Below are 20,953 nucleotides of genomic sequence, written 5' to 3'. Positions count from 1 at the left end.
CGCCTCGAGAATACAGACAGGAATAACGACCAGATGACCGCAGCCCTTCGCCCCGAATTGCCCGCCCTGATGGTCGAAGATCAGGTGCGAGCCGCCTTGCTCGAAGATCTCGGCCGTGCCGGCGACATCACCACCCTGTCGACCATCGGGCCGGAGCTGACGGCAACGGCCGGCATGAACGCGCGGGATCCCGGCGTGGTTGCCGGGCTCGAGCTGGCACGCACGGCGTTCCGGCTCGTCGACCCTTCCATCGTCTTCGAGGCTCTGGTTGCAGACGGCGATCAGGTGACGCCGGGAACCGAGATTGCCCGGATCTCCGGCCGCGCCCGCGGGCTTCTTTCAGCCGAACGCGTCGGCTTGAACTTCCTCATGCATCTCTCCGGCATTGCCACCTACACGGCGAAATTTGCCGACGAGATTGCCCATACGCGCGCAAAGGTCTGCTGCACGCGCAAGACCATTCCCGGCTTGCGTGCTTTGGAGAAATACGCAGTGCGTCTCGGCGGTGGTTCCAACCACCGCTACGGCCTCGACGACGCCGTGCTGATCAAGGACAACCACATTGCCGTCTCCGGCGGCGTCGCCGGCGCCGTACATGCGGCCCGCGCCTATTGCGGTCATCTGGTCAAGATCGAGATCGAGGTCGATGGCCTCGACCAGATGCGCGAGGCGCTGACGGCGACGCCCGACGTCATCCTGCTCGACAATATGGGCCCGGAGCGCCTGCGCGAGGCGGTCGCCATCAATGCCGCCCATTGGCAGCTTGGCGCCGAGACCTATGCGGTCGATCCCAGGCGCACGCGCCTGGAAGCTTCGGGCAATGTCAGGATCGACACGGTCCGCGCCATCGCCGAGACCGGCGTCGACTATATCTCGACCTCCAAGATCACCATGGCGGCACCGACGCTCGACATCGGTCTCGACATCGCGATCAAGCGCTGAATCACGTGATGCGTAGCGGCCGCGACAACGCTTGAAGCGTGCCAGACAACGCCTTGAATCGATTCCGGTTTGGAGAATTGTCCAGTGACCGCCGGCGCAACTGAGGCCGGCGTTATCGCTGCTGGATGAACGGACAGACGACACGTTGGTCGATCGTGATCTCCGTGCCGCAGTCATAGCGGCAGATCTTGAACTGCCCGCGCATGTCCTGGCCGTTGAGATTGCAGATCGTCACCCCGGGTTGGCCGCCGCGAAATCCGGACTGGCCGCCGCCCATCGGGTTGTTCTTGAAATAGTCGGGGATCGCCTTGTTCCCCTGCGGGTTCGGCACGACGGGCTGGTCCGAACGGTTGTTGAAATAATCGGGGACCGCGTTGCTCCCCTGCGGGTTTGGCAGGATGGGCTGATCCGTCAGCAGGCTGGTGAGCAGCGCAAGCGCAAGCAACATTTATTCTTCCTCGGCGGCAGAGCCGGCACTCTATCTAAGTGAAGGAATATAGCGCGCACTGGCCGAAGTGTTAGATGCAGCCCGCATTTAACCCTGTGACAGCGATTTTATCGTCAGCAAAACTGCTCGGCCGCTTCCCCAGTGTTATGCGGAGGATGAGCGACTGCCCACCTTGAGGCCGGGCGCGGGGCGCTCGTCGAGGATCTGACGGCGGAAGCGGAAGAGGGCGGCCGGTCGTCCGCCGGTCGAAGCCAGCGTCATGCCGGTTGGCTCGACCAGTTCCGCGCCTTCGACCAGGCGGCGGAAATTCTGCTTGTGCAGATGGCGGCCGGAAATCGCCTCGACGGTTGCCTGCAGGTCAGTGAGGGTGAACTCCGGCGGCATCAGCTCGAAAATGACCGGCCGGTATTTGATCTTGCCGCGCAGGCGGGCAATGGCGGTGGCGACGATGCGGCGGTGGTCGTGGCGCATGGCCTTCCCGGCCGCAGCGCCGTCCTGCTCCCGGCTCCGGCCGTCGATCACTGCCTCGCGCACGAGACCCGCCTCGTAGAGCAACTCGTAACGCTCAAGCACCCGTTCCTCGTCCCAAGGGAAATCGCCGAGGCCGAAGGCAAGCCGTATGCGCGCGCGCCGCTGCGCGCCTGGCGCCGTGCGCTCGTCGTCGGAAGTGGCAAGCTCCCACCGCGACAGTGCCGGCAAGATCATCTGGTCGAGGATTGGCGGTCGGCCTTGTCGCCAGTCTTCCCACGGCAGGTATCCGTACCAGTCGCGCCAGTGCGCCCCGGCCTCGGCCAGCCGCTCGGTGTTTTCGGTATCGGTTCGCGTCAGCGCGAGATAACCGACCGAGACCATGTGCTTGCCTTCTTCGCCAGGCAATCGTTGCCGCCCGCGGTCGCCGAAGGTGTAGAGCTGTTCGATGTAACCGAGCTTGAGCGCCGTGCGCTTTTCCACCCGGTCGCGCAGACTGGTCTCGAAGGTGCGGTGACGGGCGGGATCGAAGGGGCCGAACGGCAGGCTGTCGAGCGCGTCGCCGTCCGCCTCGTTGATGGCCAGGATGCGCGGGCTGCGATTGACGACGGCGACGATGGCCGCGTTGAGGCCGATTTCGACCGTGACTGCCTGCATCTCAGTCGCCAACATGGGCTCCCTCGGCAACAAGTGGCAGCACGAAGGGAACATTGCCGTCCGTGTCCGCACCGCGGCCGATCGAGCGCACGGCAGCGACAAGCCGTCCGCCGCGTGACAGGACGGCGTCGCCGATTTCGACCAACCGCGTATTCGGCGTGGCATAGGGCGAGACAAGCCGCAGCCGCTCGACCAGCGCCCGGTCATCCTGTTCGGGCTCGACGGCCAGTGCGGCTATGAGGGCGGCGGCCGGCGATCTTGAAACACCCATCCAGCAATGGACGAGCATCGGGCGCGTGCGGTCCCAGTCTTTGGCGAAAGCGACGATCTGCTGGACGTGCTCCTCCTGAGGGGCGATGAGCCCGCCGGTGCCGGCAAAGCTGATATCGTTCATCCCCAGCGTCAGATGCCGCGCCTTGGAGATGACCGCCGGACGGTGGAAATCCTGGCCCTTGGCAACGAGGCTCAGCATTTCGGTGCAACCGTGGCGGACAGCCATCTCGGCGATGCGGGCAAGCGGCGATACGACGATCCGGGGCATCTCAGGCATCCACTTTCGAAGAGGCGCGCTGTGCCTCGAGTGCGGCAAAACGCTCGGTAAACAGACGCTGGGCCTCGATGGCGGGCAAGGGGTCGATCAGTAGGCCGTCGCGGGTGATGCCGCGCGGCTGCCCGAAGAACTTGCGTGCTTCTTCCGTCGAAAAGCCGGCAAGCAGGGTGGCCTCGAAATAGGCCGCGATATGGTCTGCCTTCTTGATCCGCTCCTTGAGCTCCTTCGAGCAATGGGCAGGCAGCCCGAAGCGCAAATGGATGGCGCTCTCCAGCCGGTTCTCGACCAGTTTGTAACCGCCGCCGACCACGGCCTTGAAGGGAGAGATCATGTCGCCGATGACATATTCCGGTGCGTCATGTAGCAAGGCGAACAGGCAGTCGTCGGCATTGCACTTGTAGCTGCGGCGAAAGATGTCCTCGACCATCAGGCTATGCTGGGCGACCGAAAAGGCGTGATCGCCAGCCGTCTGGCCGTTCCAGCGGGCAACGCGGGCAAGACCGTGGGCAATATCACTGATTTCGACGTCGAGGGGCGACGGGTCGAGCAGGTCAAGCCGCCGACCGGAAAGCATGCGCTGCCAGGCGCGCGCCGAAGTCATGCGCTTGCCTCATCGGCTGAGGTTGGGAAGGCAAGTCCGCTCCATTCCGGCAGTGTCAACGTGACAGGGACGTCGTCGGCCAGAAGCTCGACGCCGTTGGCCATCGCTTCGCCAGCCTTGTCGATGCGCACGATCGCCAGGGCAGATTGGCCGCGCACCGTGCCAAGCGTGCCGATCGACTTGCCGTCGGCCGTGATCGCCGTGCCGCTTTCCGGCAGTGCCGATGCGCCGGCAACGATCACCACGCGGCGGCGGGGTGTGCCGCGGTGCTGCATGCGGGAAACCACTTCCTGGCCGACATAGCAGCCCTTGCGGAAGGACAGGGCGCCGTTCTTGTCCATCAGCACATCGTGCGGGAATGCGTCCTGCAGCGCGTAGTCAGGGCCGGAAACGGCAATGCCGGAGGTGATCCGGAGCTTATCGAGGTCGGCAGCGGACGCCGCGTCCGTCTCGGCTTCGCCATAGGAACGGAACACTGTGGCCCCGGCTTTCTCGAAACGGTAATCGCGATAGCCTGAGGCCTCCGGTTCGTCGAAGGCAATGATGGTGGGCGTCGCAGTGTCGAGCGCCAGGGTCACGACCGAACGCAGCTTGTACATGGTCAGCCGCTTCAAAAGCGCCTCGGCCTGGTCGGCAGCGGTTTCGAGCCTGAAGCCGTCGCCATCGCGGGAAACCATGAAGTCGAACAGGATCTTGCCCTGCGGCGTCAAAAGCGCGCCGGGTCTTGCCTCATCGGGGGTGAGGGCGTCGAGATCGGTGGTGATCAACCCCTGAAGAAGATCTTCCGCATCCTTGCCGGAAACGGAGACGATCGCGCGGTCTTCGAGGCGAACTTTGGGCATGGCTCTAATCCTGTTCACTTTGCCGAACAGGTAGGATGTTCAGGGATGAACGGCAAGCGTGTCGCCGGCGCTCTAGTCGCCGGCGATGAAAAATTTCCACTTCCCGTCGGGCATGATGCCGACACGGTAGAAGTTGTAGCTGCCGAATTCTTCCATGTCGGCAAAATCGCCCGCCGTCACCAGCCGGAAGAGATCAACTTTTTCAGGGGCGGTCAGCGATGCCAGTGGTTTTTCGGCGAAATAGGGCCAGACATAGGCTTCCTGCGGCGTCCCCTTGTCGACCTGGACGAAGCCGGTCGAAAGCACGTCGAGCAGGATCGCCAGGATCTCGACGCCGTCCTGGTCGCCCGACAGGCTTTTCAGGATAGCGATCGGGTCTTCGTCGGCGCTAACGCCGGTGACCTGGGTCTGTGTCGGGCCTTTGCCAAGCAGGGGACGCAGCCGCTCGATATCACCGGAGGCCGCGGCTTCGACGATCAGTTCGCGCATGCGCGCCACGGGCGCCGGTATCTTGGAAACGTCGCTCAGCACTTCGACCGGCTCGACCGTCTTTGGTTCTTCGACGGCCTGATCTTCCTTGGTTATCGTCACCGTCTTTTTGATCAGCGGGTCCGGCATCGGGATTTCGAGCGGCAGCTTTTCTTCCTGGTCCGGTTCGTCATCCACAGGTTCGGCTGGCGGAGGGGCGGTGTTCTGGTCGCTCGCGACTGCTTTGGGTTCGTCCTGCAATTCGCTGAGCGCGAATGCGGGCGACATCATAACCGGAACGCTGAGCGCGACACCGGCTAGAAGCAGCGTAACAAGGCGAACCGGAGAGGTCCGGTTGGCATGGTTCCGGCTCATAAGGGCAGTCCTGATGTTTACTGAAGCGAGCGCTGGGGCGAAAATTCACCGGCGAGCATGCGCTCGCGAAGCGAATTGAGCATCGCTTCCGCACCGTCTTCACCATGAAGCCGCACGGTTTCCCGCATGGCTAGAGCGATGGCCGCATCGGCGATGATCTCTGGCTCGATGCCATCAGCCATGCCGTCCGCCCAGGCTTCGTTCTGGTGTTCCAGCGCTGCCTGCATTTTCTCGTGGACGATCATGTCATCGATGTCGGTCAGGCTTGGTTCCATCATTCGTTCCATGCGACTTCCATTGCTGCAAGTGGCTCACTTTAACGTCGTTCGGCTGAACCTCAACTGAACGACTGTGATCCGGTTGTCACTTCTTACCACTCTCTTAACGAAATTAGCAGCCTTTTCCCGAAACGACACGGGGTCGTGAGAAAAGAGGTTAATTTATTGCTAATTTCCAAAGCGGGCGACGATTTCTGACGCAAGTGTTGCTCCTTCGGCACGATATCGCTGTTCGGCGACGATCGCTGGCTGCGTACAGGTGGTGTAGACAGAGGCGAAGGTGCGATATCCCCGGTTGAAGGCGGCAGTCATGCGCTCGCGCCTTTTCTCCTCGTTAACCGTTTCCTTGTCGATCAGCTCCTGCATCGAGCGCCGCCAGACATCCTCGGGCTCTTTTACGCAGAGATTGCGCAGATAGTGAACCGATCCGAGCACCTCGGCGAGGCGAATCAGCCGCTGGTCGTAAGGCGTCGGCTTTTCCTCTGCGACGACAGGTGCGGGCGTTGGCGTCTGCGCCTTGTCCTGCGGTGGTGCTGCCGTTTTCTGCGCGGCAGCGGTAGTGGCCGTGGCGATCAAAAGGGTCATCACGGTCAGGCGGATGATGGTCAGGCCGAATGTCATCATCCCATCAAGTCCGAATCGGCGGCTGTTTCAAGGCGCTTGCGCGTCTTTGCATTTGCCGCGGCCTCAGCCGCCAGTTTTTCCACGCATTCGCGAACGCTGTCGGGAATGGGAAGCGCAAAGATCTCATCCGGCGTGAACCATCCGAGGTCGGCTGCGTCGTCGCTGGCAACGGCAACAGCGGCTGCATCTGCTTGCGCTCTGAAGACGGAGAGGAAGAAATGCCGCCCTTCCGATTCCTTGCCCGGCAGGTCGTAGGTTTCAAACAGCACGGGGTTGCGGGCGTGAATGCCGGTCTCTTCCTGCAATTCGCGCAGGGCCGTCTCTTCCGGCGTTTCCCCCGGTTCGGCACGGCCGCCCGGAAACGCGTACATGTCGGCCGAAGGCGGATTGGCGCGTCGCACCAAAAGGTAATGGCCATCGCGTTCGAGAATGACGGAGGAGGCGAGTTCTGGTGGCTTCGGCATGATGGAATCAATTTCGATCGGTATCGTTGACCCATCCTACGTGAAGTGCCACATCCATGTCATGTGCGGACGTTTTGCGCTGACGGCGACGCCGGAAGAATTGATGGAGCTGTTCGGCCTGCTGGAAAGCGATGACTTTCCGGCGCGTTTCAACATTGCGCCCACACAGCCGATCATCGTTGTCGTGGCAGCCGACGGCGGCGGGCCGGGCAGCAACCTGCCTCAGCGTCGGGCGCTTCTGGTTCGCTGGGGTTTTACGCCCGGTTGGGTCAAGGATCCCAGGGACTTTCCGCTTCTGATCAATGCCCGCGCCGAGACGGCAATCGAAAAGGCATCGTTTCGCGCGGCGATGCGCCACCGTCGCGTGCTGGTCCCGGCGTCCGGTTTCTACGAATGGCACCGCCCCGCCAAGGGCAGCGGCGAGGCTTCGCAGGCCTACTGGATCCGTCCACGCAAAGGCGGCATCGTCGCCTTTGCCGGCCTGATGGAGACATGGTCTTCTGCCGACGGTTCCGAAGTCGACACGGCCGCGGTGCTGACGACGAGCGCCAATCCTGCCATCGCGCTCATTCACGACCGCATGCCTGTGGTCATTCAGCCGGAAGATTTCGCCCGCTGGCTGGACTGCAAGACGCAGGAGCCGCGCGACGTCCTCGACTTGATGACGCCTGCGCCGGAAGATTATTTCGAGGCGATCCCCGTTTCCGACAAGGTCAACAAGGTCGCGAATGCCGGGCCGGATATTCAGGAAGCGGTCGCCCCACAGGCGGTGCCGAAGGTGCCGGCAAAGAGCGACAAGAACGGGGGCAAGCCCGACGACGGGCAAATGTCCCTGTTCTGATGCCCGTCAGTCCTTAAGCCGGCTGCTTCATCAGCTTGGCCGCGGGCTTTGCCTTGATCTGCAGGGCAGCGGCAAGCACGGCTTTCAGCCCGAGCGGGCGATACTGTTGAACCAGATCGGCGGATGTCTTGGCGATATCGGTGGTCTTGGCGGCCTTCACGTGCATGCACTCCTTGATGCTTTCCCTGGACCGGAAACTCGTCGTTCTCGCTTGCGTAAACGACAACGATGCTCCTCCTCGGCTTCTCCGGAGACAGGAATCGTGGCGCAGGGCCAAGCTGCACCGCGAATCTCCTTCCCGCGTGGCGATCCCAGATAAGCCAAATCATGACAAATCCATGACCATGGCAGTGCCTTGATAGTCGGCTGTGCTTCGCTGGTCGCTGACCACTTGACCGACGCCATGCGAAGCGCGATAAGTGAGCCCATGAAAACGGTTACCTGCATTATCTGCCGGAAGATTATTCGCTAGCGCTCCGCTGGCCTGGCCGTTTTCGTCTCCCGAAATCCAAGATGACAAACGCGCGGGCCTCCCGGGCGCCGTATTTCTGACGGTTGCATGCGTATTGGAGATTTGGAATGGGCGGAGCGCCGACACTTAAGCTGTACAACACGCTGACGCGGGAGAAGGTCGATTTCAAGCCGATCGACGCCGACAATGTCCGCATGTATGTCTGCGGCCCGACCGTCTACGACTATGCCCATATCGGCAATGCGCGTCCGGTCATCGTCTTCGATATCCTGTTCCGGCTGCTGCGCCATGTCTACAGCGAGCGGAAGGTCACCTATGTTCGCAACATCACCGACGTCGATGACAAGATCAACGCGCGGGCCCTGCGCGACTATCCCGGACTGCCCCTGAACGAGGCGATCCGGCATGTGACCGAGAAAACCGAGACGCAGTTCCTCGAAGACGCCAAGTCGCTCGGCTGCCTCGACCCGGACGTGCAGCCGCGCGCGACGGACAATATTCCGCAGATGATCGATATCATCGACAAGCTGATCGCCAAGGGCCATGCCTACAAGGCTGGCGGCGAGGTGCTGTTCGATACCAGGTCGATGCCGGATTATGGCCAGCTTTCCAAACGCAATCTCGATGAGCAGCAGGCCGGCGCCCGCGTCGCCGTCGAGGCGCACAAGAAGCACCCGGGCGATTTCGTGCTGTGGAAGCTTTCGGCCGATCACGAACCCGGCTGGGATAGCCCGTGGGGCAGGGGCCGTCCGGGTTGGCACATCGAATGCTCGGCCATGAGTGGGCGTTACCTCGGCGAGGTCTTCGACATCCATGGCGGCGGGCTCGATCTCATCTTCCCGCACCACGAAAACGAGATCGCCCAGTCGCGTTGCGCCCACGGCACCAGCGTGATGGCGAATGTCTGGATGCATAACGGCTTCCTGCAGGTCGAAGGCCGCAAGATGTCGAAGTCCGAAGGCAACTTCGTCACCATCTACGAGCTGCTGCACACCGAAAAGTTCGGCGGCCGCAAGTGGCCGGGCGACGTGCTGCGCCTTGCCATGCTGATGACCCACTACCGCGAGCCGATCGATTTTTCGATCAAGCGGCTGGAGGAGGCCGAGCACCTGCTGTCGAAATGGCCGGTGCCGGGCGACGCCAAGGGCGAGGTCGATCCGACGATCGTCACAGCGCTGTCGGATGACTTGAACACGGTGGCGGCGGTTCAGGCGCTGCATGCGCTGGCGCAGAAGGCGGCCGGCGATCCGGCACTCAGAGGTAGCTTTGCCGCAAGTGCGTCGCTGCTCGGCATCGTGCCGCAGGCTGTCGAACTCGACGAGGCCGTCGTTCACGAAGTCGATGGCCGCGTGCGGGCGCGTCTGGAATTGCTGAAAGCCAAGGATTTCGCCTCTGCCGACAGGATCCGCGACGATCTGCTGGCTCAGGGCATCCAGCTCAAGGATGGCAAGGACCCCGCGACCGGCGAACGCGTGACGACGTGGGATGTGAAGCGATGAAATTCATTTGCCAATCCTTGCTGTCGTCGGCGGCCGATCGATGTCAAGCAAGGAACGGCGCTCGCAGTTTGGTGGCTTGAGGCAAGGGGCATGAAGGGGGAGTTCGGGCAATGATCGATCATACGGGCATTTCGGTTGCGGATTTCGACAAGGCGACGTCGTTCTATGACAGGGCGTTCGCTCCCCTTGGTGCATCGTTTCTGATGATGGTTCCGGCCGAACATACGGGCGGCGTCAAGGTCGGCGGCTACGGCCGCGAGCGTCCGGTCTTCTGGCTGCATGAGGCCGCCGCCGGTCCGGGCCGGCACTATGCCTTTACCGCGCGCAGTCGCAGCGAAGTCGATGCTTTCCATAAAGCGGCTCTCGCCGCGGGCGGCCGCGACAACGGCAAGCCGGGACTGCGGCCGCACTATCACCCGGATTATTATGGCGCCTTCGTGTTCGATCCCGACGGCAACAACATAGAGGCGGTCTGCCATGCCCCGGCCTGAGGAGACGTCGCGATGAGTCTCGACAACCGACCACACTACACCGGCGGCTGCCAGTGCGGTGCCGTGCGCTTCCGCGTCGAGGGCGTTCTTGGCGACGCGTCCGTCTGTCATTGCCGCATGTGCCAGAAGGCGAGCGGGAATTTCTATCTGCCGCTGGTGTCGGTGCGCGGCGCCACCGTCACCTGGACGCGCGGCGAGCGCAAACGCTTCCAGTCCTCGAACGCCGCATACCGCGGCTTCTGTACTGGCTGCGGTACGCCCCTGACCTACGAGGCGCCCGACGGCATGGCGCTGGCGATTGCGGCCTTCGACGAGCCGCAGGGGATCGTACCGACGATCCAGTGGGGCATCGAGGGCAAATTGCCCTATGTCGACCGGGTGCCCGAGCTTCCGGGCGAAGAAACGATGGCCGACGCTGAGGCGGTCTCATTCCTTGCCGACCTCGTCTCCTACCAGCATCCTGATCATGACACCGAAACCTGGCCCCCGGAGGACAAAAGATGACGGAGACTGTTCGAACAGGCGGGTGCCAATGCGGTGCTGTGCGCTTCCGCATCCGCGGCGAGCTCGGCCGTCCGTCGATCTGCCATTGCCGCATGTGCCAGAAGCAATTCGGCTCCTTTTTCTCCGCGCTGGTGACGGCGCCGAAGGACGGCGTCGAGTGGACGCGCGACGCGCCGAGCTATTTCCAGTCGTCGGTCAATATCGATCGCGGCTTCTGCCCGAAATGCGGCACGCCGATGATCTACCGCCATCCTGGCGGCATGGAGATCGCCATCGGCACCTTCGACGATCGCAGTGATCTGGCGCCGCGGATCCAGGTCAACTACGCTTCTCGGCTTCCCTGGGTGGAGTCCATCTTCGACCAGCCGGCGCTGACGGATCCGGATTTCTACAGCCGGCAGGAGAGCATCATCTCCTTCCAGCATCCCGATCACGAGACCGAGCAATGGCACGAGCCGGGAGTGTTCAAATGACGATTTCGCGCATCTTTACCGGCGGCTGCCAGTGCGGAGCGGTCCGCTACCGCGCCGAAGGCGTGCTGGCGGATGCGCATATCTGTCACTGTCGCATGTGCCAGAAGGCGGCCGGCAACTATTTCATGCCGCTTGCCAACATCGCCCGCGACAATTTCGACATCACCCGCGGGCAGCCCTCATGGTTCCGCTCCTCGCATCTGGTGCGCCGCGGCTTCTGCCACGATTGTGGAACGCCGCTCTTCTACGACATGCCGGACGAGGATTTCCTCAACATCGTGCTCGGTTCGCTCGACGATCCGGACGACTTGCCGCCGATTTATCAGTCGGGCGTGGAATCGCGCACGGTGTGGTTCTCGCGGCTGGCGAAGCTTCCCGAACGGCAGAGCGACGACGGCAGCGAACTGTCGGCCACCCGGCATCTGCTCGTGCTCGAAACCAACCGCCAGCATCCCGATTACGATACGGTGCACTGGCCACCGATGAAAGACTGATGATGTCTGCTGAATTGCGTACGCTTTACCCTGAGATCGAACCCTATGCGTCCGGCCACCTCGACGTCGGCGACGGTCATACGGTCTATTGGGAACGGGTGGGCACCCCAGGTGCCAAGCCGGCCGTGTTCCTTCATGGCGGTCCGGGCGGCACGATCTCGCCGAACCATCGCCGGCTGTTCGACCCCGCGCTCTACGACGTGACGCTGTTCGACCAGCGCGGCTGCGGCCAGTCGACGCCGCATGCGGAGATCGAAGCCAATACCACCTGGCACCTCGTCGCCGATATCGAGCGTCTGCGTGAAATGGCTGGCGCGGAAAAATGGCTGGTGTTCGGCGGCTCCTGGGGATCGACGCTGGCGCTCGCCTATGCGGAGAAACACCCCGAGCGCGTCACCGAACTGGTGCTGCGCGGGATCTATACACTCACCAAGGCGGAACTCGACTGGTACTATCAGTTCGGCGTCTCGGAAATGTTTCCGGACAAATGGGAGCGGTTCATTGCGCCGATTCCCGAAAACGAGCGCCATGAGATGATGCAGGCCTATCACCGGCGGCTGACCAGCAACGAAAGGGCGACGCGGCTTGCGGCGGCCAAGAGCTGGAGCATCTGGGAAGGCGAGACGATCACGCTGCTGCCCGAACTGTCGACCAGCGGCCGCTTCGAAAAGGACGAATTTGCCGATGCCTTTGCGCGCATCGAAAACCACTTCTTCGTCAATGCCGGCTGGATGGAAGATGGCCAGTTGCTGCGCGACGCCCATCGTCTGCACGGCATCCCCGGTGTGATCGTCCAGGGCCGCTACGACATGCCGTGCCCGGCCAAATATGCCTGGCAATTGCACAAGGCCTGGCCGGAGGCGGAGTTCCACCTGATCGAGGGGGCGGGGCACGCCTATTCCGAGCCGGGTATCCTCGACCGGCTGATCCGCGCGACGGACACATATGCAGGCAAGACCGAGTAACGACTGAGCATTATTGGAAACGAGCCATGACCAGGGAACGCATCTATCTCTTCGACACGACGCTACGGGACGGGCAGCAGACGCCCGGCATCGACTTTTCCGTCGAGGACAAGATCGCGATTACCACGCTGCTCGACGATTTCGGCATGGACTATGTCGAAGGCGGTTATCCCGGGGCGAACCCGACCGACACCGAGTTCTTCAAGCGCCGTCGCACGAAGAAGGCGTCCTTCGTCGCCTTCGGCATGACCAAGCGCGCCGGCGTTTCCGCCTCGAACGATCCGGGCCTTGCCGCCCTGCTCGAGGCAAAGAGCGACGCGATCTGTCTCGTGGCCAAGAGCTGGGATTACCACGTGGCCGTGGCGCTCGGCTGTTCCAACGCGGAAAATCTCGACAATATCAGCCTGTCGGTCGCAGCCGTCGTCGGTGCTGGCCGCGAGGCGATGGTCGACTGCGAGCATTTCTTCGACGGCTACAAGGCGAACCCCGCCTATGCGCTTGCCTGCGCCAAGGCAGCCTTTGAAGCGGGTGCGCGCTGGATCGTGCTGTGCGATACCAATGGCGGCACGCAGCCGCATGAGGTGCGCGAGATCGTCTCGGCTGTCATCGCCGCAGGCGTTCCCGGCGCCAATCTCGGCATCCACGCCCACAACGACACAGGCCAGGCGATTGCCAACTCACTTGCAGCCGTCGAGGCTGGCGTTCGCCAGATACAGGGAACGCTGAATGGTATCGGCGAACGCTGCGGCAACGCCAATCTGGTGACGCTGATCCCGACCTTGGCACTGAAGGAAATCTATTCGAGCCGGTTCGAAACGGCGATCGATGCCGACCGTCTGCTGGAGCTGACGAAACTTTCGCATGCCTTCGATGAGTTGTTGAACCGCTCGCCCGACATGCAGGCGCCCTATGTCGGCGCCTCGGCCTTTGCCACCAAAGCCGGCATTCACGCCTCGGCACTACTGAAGGATCCGCGCACTTATGAGCATATTGCTCCCGAAAGCGTCGGCAATCTGCGCAAGGTCATGGTGTCGGACCAGGGCGGCAAGGCGAACTTCATCAACGCGCTCAAGCGCCGCGGCATCGTGGTCGGCAAGGACGATCCCAAGCTCGACAAGCTGATTTCGATCGTCAAGGAACGCGAGGCGACCGGCTATGCCTATGAGGGCGCCGATGCGAGCTTTGCGCTTCTGGCAAGCCGCATCCTCGGAACAGTCCCGGATTTCTTCCACGTCGAAAGCTTCCGGGTGATGGTCGAGCGCCGCTTCGACGCCAACGGCCAGCTGAAGACTGTGTCTGAAGCGGTCGTTCGGGTCGTCGTCGATGGCGAGACCATGATGTCGGTCGCCGAAGGCCACGGCCCGGTCAACGCACTTGACCTGGCGCTGCGCAAGGATCTCGGCAAATACCAGTCGGAGATCGAGGACCTGGAGCTTGCGGACTACAAGGTCCGTATCCTCAACGGCGGGACCGAGGCGATCACCCGCGTTTTGATCGAATCGACCGATGGCACGGGCGCGCGCTGGTGGACGGTGGGGGTCTCCGACAACATCATCGACGCTTCGTTCCAGGCGCTGATGGACAGTATCATCTTCAAGCTGCTGAAGAACCGCGACCACGTCGGGCTGATTGCGGCTGAGTAAGATGGCGATCAAGGTGGCATAGAGCGGCGGCGCCCGTTTGGCGCTGCCCGCTCCTGCCCAAAGTATGAGCAAAATTCACCATCCATTCACGGAAATGAATTGGTGCATTGAGGGGCATTGGAGTACGACGCCCTACGGAAGGGTTCGTTAGTCGCTGAGGCTACCCCTTCGATTGCGACCGGAGCGGGCGTCATCGCCACGATAGCCTCCGGCGAATACATCAGGAAAAACATCATGGCCGAGCCGAACGCGAAAGTACCCGCAGAAAACACCGATTCCGCTCAAGGCTTCGCCTTTGCGCTCACGGCCTATCTGCTCTGGGGGTTCCTGCCTTTCTTCATGAAGGCGATCGCCCATATCCCGGCACCGGAAGTGGTGGCCCACCGTATCGTCTGGTCGGTTCCGCTCGCAGGTCTCGTGCTCGTCTGGCTCGGGCGCACGGAAGACGTCAAGGTGGCGCTTCGCTCGCCGAAGATGCTGCGCATGGCGGCTCTGACGGCTGTGCTCATCACCATCAACTGGGGCATTTACGTCTGGGCGATCGGTGCGGGCCGGGCGATCGAGACCGCGCTCGGCTACTACATCAATCCGCTGTTTTCGATTTTCCTCGGTGCTCTGCTTCTGAAGGAAAAGCCGAGCCCGGCACAGATGGTGGCGATCGCGCTGGCTGCAGCTGCCGTTGGCGTATTGGCCTTCGATGCCGGTGGTCTGCCCTGGGTGTCGATCGGGCTCTGCCTGTCCTGGGGCTTCTACGCGTTCTTCCGCAAGACCCTGCCGATCGGGCCGAACCAGGGTTTCTTCCTCGAAGTGCTGCTGCTCAGCATTCCCGCGATCGGCTACATCATCTGGCTCGAAACGACCGGCCAGGGGCATTTCGGCGACACCGGCATGACGGACGTGCTGTGGCTGCTGTCCTGCGGCATCGTCACTGCCATTCCGCTGATGATCTATGCCAACGGCGCCAAGCTGCTGCGGCTATCGACCATCGGCATCATGCAGTACATCGCGCCGACGATGATCTTCCTGATCGCCGTCTTCGTCTTCCACGAACCTTTCGGCACGGCAAAGCTGATCGCCTTCGGCCTGATCTGGGCGGCACTGGTGATTTATTCCGGTGCCATGCTGGCACAGAGCCGCGCGCGTCGTGCCGAACAGGTTAGCCCGGCGGAGTAACAAATCCGACCCAATGAAAAAGGCGCGCCCGGCCGGCGCGCCTTTTTTGATTCTGCGACGAAATGAGCCCGCGCCTAGAGCCGCGAAATGATCTCGGCTTCGCCTTCGCGACCGTTTGCACCGCCAGCGGCCGCGAGAATTGCCGGTACGATGTCCTCGGCCTTGTCGACGACCAGCGGCTGGACGAGGTGGGCGGTGTGCACGAAGCCTTCGTCGCGCATGTGCTGTAAGAGGTCCAGCATCGGCTTCCAGAAATCGTTCATGTTGCCGAAGACCATCGGCTTGCGGTGACGCCCGAGCTGCGCCCAGGTCATGATCTCGACGATCTCCTCAAGCGTGCCGATCCCGCCCGGAAGTGCTACGAAGGCATCGGCCCGCTCGAACATGGTGTGCTTGCGCTCATGCATGTCGGCGGTGACGATCAGCTCGTTGAGCTGGCCGAGCGAATGGCGCGTCGCTTCCTTGTCCATCAGGAATTCGGGGATAATGCCCGTGACCTCGCCGCCGTTGGAAAGCACGCCGCTTGCGACCGCTCCCATGATGCCGCGGGTGCCGCCGCCATAGACCAGCCTGAGCCCGTGGTCGGCGATCGAGCGGCCGAGCGCGCGGCCGGCTTCCATGTAAATCGGGTCGCGTCCGGGCTGTGAGCCGCAGTAGACGCAGATGGATCGAATCGTGCCGGTTTCAGTGTTCATCCGGTCAAAAAACATTGCAGCGCAGCAAGGGTCAAGAAAAATGAGGGGAAAGCTGGGTTCACGGCACTTGCAGAAGGGGCGGCTTCTTGTCTGCTACACTAGGAAACGCTAGCAATTTCAGGGATCGATTGAAGAAATTGGGCGGGTAGCTCGCAGTTGCGCTATAATGATTGCGCAAGCCCCGCGCCTTAGGCCGATGAGAGGGCATGCGCGGAGCTCTGCTCCGCTCCTGTGGAGAGTGGCATGATCAAGAACAAGGCCGGCTGGGTGGCCCTTACTGTCCTTGCGGCAGCAACAGCGTTGATGGTTTTTGTAGTTCAACCGAATTTGCGTGGCGGCAAGGAAGCGTCAGCCGATGGCACGGCAAGTGCTCCGGCCCAAACCGGTGACGCGGCATCGTCGACCGGAGGACCTCAGACCACTCCGGCCGCAAGCACTCAGACTGCCGCGAAGTCCGATGACGCTGCAAAGGTGGCGGAGCCGCAACCGGTCGAAAGCGTTGCTGACGCGAAGCCCCCGACCGAAGACGCGTCCATTCCCGGTTTTGACGTTCTGCGCGTCGAGCCCGACGGGTCTACCGTTGTAGCCGGCCATGCCGCGCCAGGCTCCAAGCTCGAGATTCTCAACGGCACCACCGTCGTCGGAACCGCTGACGTCGGCGTGACCGGCGATTTTGCCGCGGTCTTCGACACGCCGCTTCCGGCCGGCGACTACCAGCTGACCTTGCGCGCCGTCGGAGAAGACGGCGTTGCCAAGAATTCGCAGGAGGTCGCAACGGTTTCCGTACCGAAGGATGCGACCGGCCAACTGCTTGCCATGGTCTCCAAGCCAGGCGAGGCCAGCCGCCTGCTCACGACGCCCGACGCTCTTGGGCCCGACGCTCTTGGGAGTGCCACGCAGACGACCGACACGCCCGCCTCGCGGCCGGCTGCCGCAACATCTGCCGACGTGGCGTCGGCAACGCCGCAGACGACGAACGATACTACGGCCAACACGGCGAAGCCGAGTGGGGCCACGGGGCTGCAGGTGACCGCCGTCGAGATCGAGGGCGCGAAGATGTTCGTCGCCGGTAGTGCGAAGCCCGGCGCTCTGGTTCGCATCTATGCTGACGATAAGCTGCTCGGTGAAATGAAGGCCGACGACAAGGGCCACTTTGTCGTCGACGGCCAGATCGAGCTTTCGGTCGGCAGCCATATCATCCGCGCCGACATGCTGAGCGAGGACGCAAGCAAGGTTGTCATGCGCGCATCCGTACCGTTCGACCGGCCGGCAGGTGCCCAAGTCGCAGCCGTTGCCGGTCCGGTTTCGGCCGCCGCAACGGCCGGCCTCGATGGCTTGCGTGCGGAGGCCGGCAAGGCGCTCGCGCTCTTGAAGGGGCTGTTCGCAAACGGCAAGGTGCCGACGGGCGAGCAACTGGCCGCAGCACGTTCTGCAAGCGAATTTGCCCTGAAGTCGCTGGCCGATTTCAGGCTCACTGACAGTTCCGATCCGGCGCTGAGTGATGAGGTTGCTCGGACGGCGAAGGCTGCAGCCGACGCGCTGGCCGTGCTGAAGGATGCTTCGCAGGATGCCTCGAGCGTGGCAGCGGCGCTTGGCAAGGTCGAGGCATCGGTCGGCGCCATCCTCGCCGAGCGTGGCAGCGTCACACCGGCGGTGACTGCCGTGGCTGAGTCGGCCGTGTCGGGCGTGTCGGGCGAGGTCGCCGAGGCTTCCGGCGCGTCGAAGGTCAAGGGTGCCGGTAGCTCGATCGCCAATGACGTCGCCGCTGCGCAGCCTTCGATGGCTTCCACGGAAAGCCCGGCCCAGCCGGAAACGGTGGAGCAGGCGCCGCTGAAGGAAAGCAAGAGTTCGGTCATCATCCGTCGCGGCGATACACTCTGGCAGATCTCACGGCGGGTTTATGGCGCGGGCGTTCGCTACACCACGATCTACCTCGCCAACCAGGCACAGATCGAAAACCCCGATCGGATCCGTCCGGGTCAGGTCTTCGGCGTTCCTGACCAGGCACTTTCCGACGAAGAGTCGCGGGAAATTCACAAGAAGCATATGAAACACGAACAATAGGCGGATCATCGATACCCATTGCATTGCCGTGGTGTCGATGCAGACCTATCTGTCAACCAAGGCGGCGCCTTCAACGAGGCGCCGCTTTTCATTGGATGGCGACGATGTCGCCCGATGACCTTTTCCAAGGTTAGGGCGCCAAGCCATAATTGCGCGGCGATGATGGCCCGACAATCCGTCAGCGTGAGCGAATAAGTGAAAGCGGATCAAGACGTGGCACCTGCGAACCAGACGAAGACGATTTCCGCCGATACGAGCAACCCGTTTCGGACCATCGTCAACCTGTGGCCCTATATGTGGCCTTCGGATAGAGCCGATCTGAAGCTGCGGGTCGTCTGGGCGACGATCATTCTGGTGATTGCCAAGGTCGTGCTGATCCTTGTTCCCTATTTCTTCAAATGGGCGACGGATGCGCTGAACAACAAGCCGGATGCGCTGGGCTTTCTGCCGCAGTTCCTCGGCGGCGCGGTTATGCTCGTGCTTGCCTATAACCTCGCGCGCCTGCTGCAGGCGGGGCTCAACCAGCTGCGTGACGCGCTGTTTGCCAGCGTCGGCCAGCATGCGGTTCGGCAACTCGCCTACAAGACCTTCGTGCACATGCACCAGCTGTCGTTGCGTTTCCATCTGGAGCGGCGCACCGGCGGCCTGTCGCGGGTGATCGAGCGCGGCACCAAGGGCATCGAAACGATCGTTCGCTTTACCATCCTGAACAGCGTTCCGACACTGATCGAATTCCTGCTGACCGCGGTGATCTTCTGGTGGGGCTACGGTTTCAGCTACCTGCTGGTCACGGGCATCACTGTCTGTCTCTACATCTGGTTCACCGTCAAGGCGAGCGACTGGCGGATCGCCATTCGCCGGTCGATGAACGACAGCGACACCGACGCCAATACCAAGGCGATCGACTCGCTGTTGAACTTCGAGACCGTCAAATATTTCGGCAACGAGGAGATGGAAGCCAAGCGCTTCGACAGATCGATGGAGCGCTATGAGAAGGCGGCGACCCAGGTCTGGACCTCGCTCGGCTGGCTCAACTTCGGCCAGGCGATGATCTTTGGTGCGGGCACCGCCGTCATGATGATCATGTCCGCGCTTGCCGTGCAGCGCGGCGAACAGACCCTCGGCGACTTCGTCTTCATCAACGCCATGCTGATCCAGCTGGCCATTCCGCTCAATTTCATCGGTTTCGTCTATCGCGAGATCCGTCAGGGTTTGACCGACATCGAACACATGTTCGATCTGCTCGACGTGGAAGCCGAAGTGGTCGACCGCCCGGATGCGCGCCAGCTTGCCATTGCCAACGGCGCAATCGCCTTCAACGACGTTCACTTCGCCTATGATCCGAAGCGGCCGATCCTCAAGGGCATCAGCTTTGAGGTTCCGGCCGGCAAGACCGTTGCCGTCGTCGGCCCTTCGGGCGCCGGCAAATCGACGCTGTCGCGACTTCTCTATCGCTTCTACGACGTGCAGCAGGGCACGATCACCGTCGACGGGCAGGATGTGCGCGATGTGACGCAGAAGAGCCTGCGTGCGGTCATCGGCATGGTGCCGCAGGATACGGTGCTGTTCAACGACACCATCGCCTACAATATTCGCTACGGGCGCGTGTCGGCGAGCGAGGAGGAGGTCGTCGCCGCGGCCGAGGCGGCACAGATCGCCACCTTCATCCAGTCGCTTCCCGAAGGCTTCCAGGCGATGGTCGGCGAGCGCGGATTGAAGCTTTCCGGCGGCGAAAAGCAGCGTGTCGCCATCGCCCGTACGATCCTGAAGGCGCCGCCGATCCTCATTCTCGATGAGGCAACCTCGGCGCTCGACACCCGCACCGAACAGGAAATCCAGTCGGCGCTCGATGTCGTATCTCGCAACCGCACGACGCTGGTCATCGCGCACCGGCTTTCGACGGTGATCAATGCCGACGAGATCATCGTCCTGAAGGATGGCGTCATCGCCGAGCGGGGCACCCACGGGGAACTGATCGATCGCAGCGGACTTTATGCTTCCATGTGGAGCCGCCAGCGTGAGGCGACCCAGGCGGAAGAGCAATTGAAGCGTGTGCGCGAGAGTGATGATCTGGGCATCGTCACGCGTGGCGAGCCGGCCTTATGACGGCATGCCTATTGGCTGATCACGACGCGTATTGTCGCTGTCGGGCGGGCGGCGTTGCCGTGGGCGGCATTTCGCGCTAGGTCACGTTCCACAGCAAATCTGGAGTAGAGTTCATGAGCTTGGTCAATACGGTGCGCAATACGCTGGTCCCGGTGCACAAGGAAGGTTATCGTTTCATCGCGATCTTCTTCGTCGTGTCGCTGGTACTGGGCTTGCTGTGGGAGCCGCTGATGTGGATCGGCTTCCTGCTCACCGCCTGGTGCGCCTATTTCTTCCGTGATCCCGAGCGCATGACTCCGATCGACGACGATCTGGTGATCAGCCCGGCCGACGGCCGCGTCTCGTCGATCGCCATGGTGACGCCGCCGGACGAACTGGGTCTCGGTTCGGAGCCGATGCTGCGCATTTCCGTGTTCATGAACGTCTTCAATTGCCACGTGAACCGCGCGCCGATGACCGGCACCATCCGCCGTATCGCCTACCGCGCCGGCAAGTTCGTCAACGCCGAACTCGACAAGGCCAGCCACGAGAACGAACGCAACGGCCTCGTCATCCAGACGAAGCATGGCGATATCGGCGTCGTGCAGATCGCAGGCCTCGTCGCCCGCCGTATCATCTGCTGGAAGTATGAAAACGCCTCGCTCGACGCCGGCGAGCGCTTCGGCCTCATCCGCTTCGGCTCGCGCCTCGACGTCTTCCTGCCTGAGGGTGTAGAACCGCGCGTCAGCCTCGGACAGACGGCGATTGCCGGTGAAACCGTGCTTGCCGAATTCGGCTCGGCCAAGGGCCCGGTCATCAGCCGTCGCGCATAAGGAG

The 20,953-nt window shown here is 62.4% G+C and carries 24 protein-coding genes; 13 read left to right on the top strand and 11 right to left on the bottom strand.

Translation table 11 applies throughout. From position 1 onward, the window contains the following. The first annotated feature begins 33 nt into the window (after positions 1 to 33). Positions 34 to 942 carry a carboxylating nicotinate-nucleotide diphosphorylase gene (gene nadC / locus BLJAPNOD_RS17600; protein ID WP_115420643.1) on the top strand — a complete coding sequence of 303 codons (909 nt, stop codon included), beginning with the start codon at positions 34 to 36 and terminating at the stop codon, positions 940 to 942. Positions 943 to 1,054: 112 nt separating this feature from the next. On the opposite strand, the gene BLJAPNOD_RS17595 is transcribed toward nadC, so the two are convergent. The 9 genes from BLJAPNOD_RS17595 to BLJAPNOD_RS17555 form a co-directional block, all read right to left on the bottom strand. Next, positions 1,055 to 1,390: a hypothetical protein gene (locus BLJAPNOD_RS17595; RefSeq protein ID WP_077503951.1), complete on the bottom strand. Its 336-nt coding sequence runs from the start codon at positions 1,388 to 1,390 to the stop codon at positions 1,055 to 1,057. A 144-nt stretch (positions 1,391 to 1,534) separates the two neighbouring features. Then, on the bottom strand, positions 1,535 to 2,530 hold the full coding sequence (locus BLJAPNOD_RS17590) for an NAD regulator (RefSeq protein WP_199565955.1): 996 nt from the start codon (positions 2,528 to 2,530) through the stop codon (positions 1,535 to 1,537). Then, positions 2,517 to 3,056 (bottom strand): tyrosine phosphatase family protein, encoded by a 540-nt coding sequence (locus tag BLJAPNOD_RS17585; RefSeq protein ID WP_115421339.1) that lies wholly within the window; start codon positions 3,054 to 3,056, stop codon positions 2,517 to 2,519. Before BLJAPNOD_RS17585 ends, BLJAPNOD_RS17590 begins: the two co-directional genes overlap by 14 nt. A 1-nt stretch (position 3,057) precedes the next feature. Then, positions 3,058 to 3,666 (bottom strand): HD family hydrolase, encoded by a 609-nt coding sequence (locus BLJAPNOD_RS17580; RefSeq protein ID WP_115420641.1) that lies wholly within the window; start codon positions 3,664 to 3,666, stop codon positions 3,058 to 3,060. Then, a complete protein-coding gene (locus tag BLJAPNOD_RS17575) occupies positions 3,663 to 4,508 on the bottom strand; it encodes a folate-binding protein YgfZ (protein WP_115420640.1) in 846 nt (281 codons plus the stop codon). Before BLJAPNOD_RS17575 ends, BLJAPNOD_RS17580 begins: the two co-directional genes overlap by 4 nt. Positions 4,509 to 4,580: 72 nt before the next feature. Further along, a complete protein-coding gene (locus BLJAPNOD_RS17570; RefSeq protein ID WP_115420639.1) occupies positions 4,581 to 5,351 on the bottom strand; it encodes a hypothetical protein in 771 nt (256 codons plus the stop codon). A gap of 17 nt (positions 5,352 to 5,368) precedes the next feature. Further along, entirely contained in the window at positions 5,369 to 5,638 is a 270-nt protein-coding gene (locus BLJAPNOD_RS17565) for a hypothetical protein (RefSeq protein ID WP_115420638.1), read from the bottom strand. Between the two features lie 159 nt (positions 5,639 to 5,797). Continuing rightward, positions 5,798 to 6,250, bottom strand: a complete 453-nt coding sequence (locus BLJAPNOD_RS17560; RefSeq protein WP_115421338.1) for a TIGR02301 family protein — start codon at positions 6,248 to 6,250, stop codon at positions 5,798 to 5,800. Continuing rightward, positions 6,250 to 6,720 (bottom strand): NUDIX domain-containing protein, encoded by a 471-nt coding sequence (locus BLJAPNOD_RS17555; protein WP_115420637.1) that lies wholly within the window; start codon positions 6,718 to 6,720, stop codon positions 6,250 to 6,252. Before BLJAPNOD_RS17555 ends, BLJAPNOD_RS17560 begins: the two co-directional genes overlap by 1 nt. A 58-nt stretch (positions 6,721 to 6,778) precedes the next feature. Here BLJAPNOD_RS17555 and BLJAPNOD_RS17550 point away from each other — a divergent pair, with 58 nt between their 5' ends. Next, positions 6,779 to 7,558, top strand: coding sequence for an SOS response-associated peptidase (locus BLJAPNOD_RS17550; protein ID WP_115421337.1), 780 nt, complete (start codon positions 6,779 to 6,781; stop codon positions 7,556 to 7,558). A gap of 13 nt (positions 7,559 to 7,571) precedes the next feature. Here BLJAPNOD_RS17550 and BLJAPNOD_RS35405 read toward each other — a convergent pair whose 3' ends face one another. Beyond that, positions 7,572 to 7,718, bottom strand: coding sequence for a hypothetical protein (locus tag BLJAPNOD_RS35405; protein ID WP_158556135.1), 147 nt, complete (start codon positions 7,716 to 7,718; stop codon positions 7,572 to 7,574). A 419-nt stretch (positions 7,719 to 8,137) separates the two neighbouring features. Between BLJAPNOD_RS35405 and cysS the strand changes: the two genes are divergently transcribed. The 8 genes from cysS (at position 8,138) to rarD (ending at position 15,272) form a co-directional block, all read left to right on the top strand. Continuing rightward, entirely contained in the window at positions 8,138 to 9,529 is a 1,392-nt protein-coding gene (gene cysS / locus BLJAPNOD_RS17545; protein WP_115420636.1) for a cysteine--tRNA ligase, read from the top strand. Between the two features lie 110 nt (positions 9,530 to 9,639). Next, complete coding sequence (locus BLJAPNOD_RS17540) at positions 9,640 to 10,020, top strand: VOC family protein (RefSeq protein WP_115420635.1); 381 nt, start codon at positions 9,640 to 9,642, stop codon at positions 10,018 to 10,020. A 12-nt stretch (positions 10,021 to 10,032) separates the two neighbouring features. Further along, a complete protein-coding gene (locus BLJAPNOD_RS17535; protein WP_115420634.1) occupies positions 10,033 to 10,524 on the top strand; it encodes a GFA family protein in 492 nt (163 codons plus the stop codon). Next, on the top strand, positions 10,521 to 10,997 hold the full coding sequence (locus BLJAPNOD_RS17530; RefSeq protein ID WP_115420633.1) for a GFA family protein: 477 nt from the start codon (positions 10,521 to 10,523) through the stop codon (positions 10,995 to 10,997). The genes BLJAPNOD_RS17535 and BLJAPNOD_RS17530 overlap by 4 nt, the downstream gene beginning before the upstream one ends. Continuing rightward, the gene (locus tag BLJAPNOD_RS17525; RefSeq protein WP_115420632.1) at positions 10,994 to 11,491 is read left to right on the top strand and encodes a GFA family protein; all 498 of its coding nucleotides are present in this window, start codon (positions 10,994 to 10,996) and stop codon (positions 11,489 to 11,491) included. Before BLJAPNOD_RS17530 ends, BLJAPNOD_RS17525 begins: the two co-directional genes overlap by 4 nt. A 2-nt stretch (positions 11,492 to 11,493) precedes the next feature. Beyond that, on the top strand, positions 11,494 to 12,456 hold the full coding sequence (gene pip / locus BLJAPNOD_RS17520) for a prolyl aminopeptidase (RefSeq protein WP_115421336.1): 963 nt from the start codon (positions 11,494 to 11,496) through the stop codon (positions 12,454 to 12,456). A gap of 26 nt (positions 12,457 to 12,482) precedes the next feature. Continuing rightward, positions 12,483 to 14,099 (top strand): citramalate synthase, encoded by a 1,617-nt coding sequence (gene cimA / locus BLJAPNOD_RS17515; protein ID WP_115420631.1) that lies wholly within the window; start codon positions 12,483 to 12,485, stop codon positions 14,097 to 14,099. A 234-nt stretch (positions 14,100 to 14,333) separates the two neighbouring features. Continuing rightward, positions 14,334 to 15,272: an EamA family transporter RarD gene (gene rarD, locus BLJAPNOD_RS17510; RefSeq protein ID WP_077503939.1), complete on the top strand. Its 939-nt coding sequence runs from the start codon at positions 14,334 to 14,336 to the stop codon at positions 15,270 to 15,272. Positions 15,273 to 15,346: 74 nt separating this feature from the next. Here the strand turns inward: rarD and BLJAPNOD_RS17505 are convergent, their stop codons facing one another. Then, on the bottom strand, positions 15,347 to 15,967 hold the full coding sequence (locus BLJAPNOD_RS17505) for a TIGR00730 family Rossman fold protein (RefSeq protein ID WP_077503938.1): 621 nt from the start codon (positions 15,965 to 15,967) through the stop codon (positions 15,347 to 15,349). Between the two features lie 243 nt (positions 15,968 to 16,210). On the opposite strand from BLJAPNOD_RS17505, the gene BLJAPNOD_RS17500 reads away from it, so the two are divergent. From BLJAPNOD_RS17500 to BLJAPNOD_RS17490, 3 genes are all read left to right on the top strand, one after another. Continuing rightward, positions 16,211 to 18,031, top strand: coding sequence for a LysM peptidoglycan-binding domain-containing protein (locus BLJAPNOD_RS17500; protein WP_115420630.1), 1,821 nt, complete (start codon positions 16,211 to 16,213; stop codon positions 18,029 to 18,031). Between the two features lie 213 nt (positions 18,032 to 18,244). Next, positions 18,245 to 20,137, top strand: a complete 1,893-nt coding sequence (locus BLJAPNOD_RS17495) for an ABC transporter ATP-binding protein/permease (protein ID WP_115420629.1) — start codon at positions 18,245 to 18,247, stop codon at positions 20,135 to 20,137. Positions 20,138 to 20,250: 113 nt separating this feature from the next. Next, entirely contained in the window at positions 20,251 to 20,949 is a 699-nt protein-coding gene (locus BLJAPNOD_RS17490; RefSeq protein ID WP_077503935.1) for a phosphatidylserine decarboxylase, read from the top strand. Positions 20,950 to 20,953: the final 4 nt, after the last annotated feature.

The sequence above is a fragment of the Ensifer sp. M14 genome (genome assembly GCF_003355565.1).
GTDB lineage: Bacteria > Pseudomonadota > Alphaproteobacteria > Rhizobiales > Rhizobiaceae > Ensifer.
The sequence above is the reverse complement of the archived record's forward strand: the minus strand, read 5'-3'. Positions and strand labels throughout refer to the sequence as shown.

What these genes read in the sequence shown, in the direction of transcription:
- nadC (WP_115420643.1), top strand. Translation starts at nt 34, where the DNA reads ATGACCGCAGCCCTTCGCCCCGAATTGCCCGCCCTGATGGTCGAAGAT.
- BLJAPNOD_RS17595 (WP_077503951.1), bottom strand. Translation starts at nt 1,390, where the DNA reads ATGTTGCTTGCGCTTGCGCTGCTCACCAGCCTGCTGACGGATCAGCCC.
- BLJAPNOD_RS17590 (WP_199565955.1), bottom strand. Translation starts at nt 2,530, where the DNA reads ATGTTGGCGACTGAGATGCAGGCAGTCACGGTCGAAATCGGCCTCAAC.
- BLJAPNOD_RS17585 (WP_115421339.1), bottom strand. Translation starts at nt 3,056, where the DNA reads ATGCCCCGGATCGTCGTATCGCCGCTTGCCCGCATCGCCGAGATGGCT.
- BLJAPNOD_RS17580 (WP_115420641.1), bottom strand. Translation starts at nt 3,666, where the DNA reads ATGACTTCGGCGCGCGCCTGGCAGCGCATGCTTTCCGGTCGGCGGCTT.
- BLJAPNOD_RS17575 (WP_115420640.1), bottom strand. Translation starts at nt 4,508, where the DNA reads ATGCCCAAAGTTCGCCTCGAAGACCGCGCGATCGTCTCCGTTTCCGGC.
- BLJAPNOD_RS17570 (WP_115420639.1), bottom strand. Translation starts at nt 5,351, where the DNA reads ATGAGCCGGAACCATGCCAACCGGACCTCTCCGGTTCGCCTTGTTACG.
- BLJAPNOD_RS17565 (WP_115420638.1), bottom strand. Translation starts at nt 5,638, where the DNA reads ATGGAACGAATGATGGAACCAAGCCTGACCGACATCGATGACATGATC.
- BLJAPNOD_RS17560 (WP_115421338.1), bottom strand. Translation starts at nt 6,250, where the DNA reads ATGACATTCGGCCTGACCATCATCCGCCTGACCGTGATGACCCTTTTG.
- BLJAPNOD_RS17550 (WP_115421337.1), top strand. Translation starts at nt 6,779, where the DNA reads ATGTGCGGACGTTTTGCGCTGACGGCGACGCCGGAAGAATTGATGGAG.
- cysS (WP_115420636.1), top strand. Translation starts at nt 8,138, where the DNA reads ATGGGCGGAGCGCCGACACTTAAGCTGTACAACACGCTGACGCGGGAG.
- BLJAPNOD_RS17540 (WP_115420635.1), top strand. Translation starts at nt 9,640, where the DNA reads ATGATCGATCATACGGGCATTTCGGTTGCGGATTTCGACAAGGCGACG.
- BLJAPNOD_RS17535 (WP_115420634.1), top strand. Translation starts at nt 10,033, where the DNA reads ATGAGTCTCGACAACCGACCACACTACACCGGCGGCTGCCAGTGCGGT.
- BLJAPNOD_RS17530 (WP_115420633.1), top strand. Translation starts at nt 10,521, where the DNA reads ATGACGGAGACTGTTCGAACAGGCGGGTGCCAATGCGGTGCTGTGCGC.
- BLJAPNOD_RS17525 (WP_115420632.1), top strand. Translation starts at nt 10,994, where the DNA reads ATGACGATTTCGCGCATCTTTACCGGCGGCTGCCAGTGCGGAGCGGTC.
- pip (WP_115421336.1), top strand. Translation starts at nt 11,494, where the DNA reads ATGTCTGCTGAATTGCGTACGCTTTACCCTGAGATCGAACCCTATGCG.
- cimA (WP_115420631.1), top strand. Translation starts at nt 12,483, where the DNA reads ATGACCAGGGAACGCATCTATCTCTTCGACACGACGCTACGGGACGGG.
- rarD (WP_077503939.1), top strand. Translation starts at nt 14,334, where the DNA reads ATGGCCGAGCCGAACGCGAAAGTACCCGCAGAAAACACCGATTCCGCT.
- BLJAPNOD_RS17505 (WP_077503938.1), bottom strand. Translation starts at nt 15,967, where the DNA reads ATGAACACTGAAACCGGCACGATTCGATCCATCTGCGTCTACTGCGGC.
- BLJAPNOD_RS17500 (WP_115420630.1), top strand. Translation starts at nt 16,211, where the DNA reads ATGATCAAGAACAAGGCCGGCTGGGTGGCCCTTACTGTCCTTGCGGCA.
- BLJAPNOD_RS17490 (WP_077503935.1), top strand. Translation starts at nt 20,251, where the DNA reads ATGAGCTTGGTCAATACGGTGCGCAATACGCTGGTCCCGGTGCACAAG.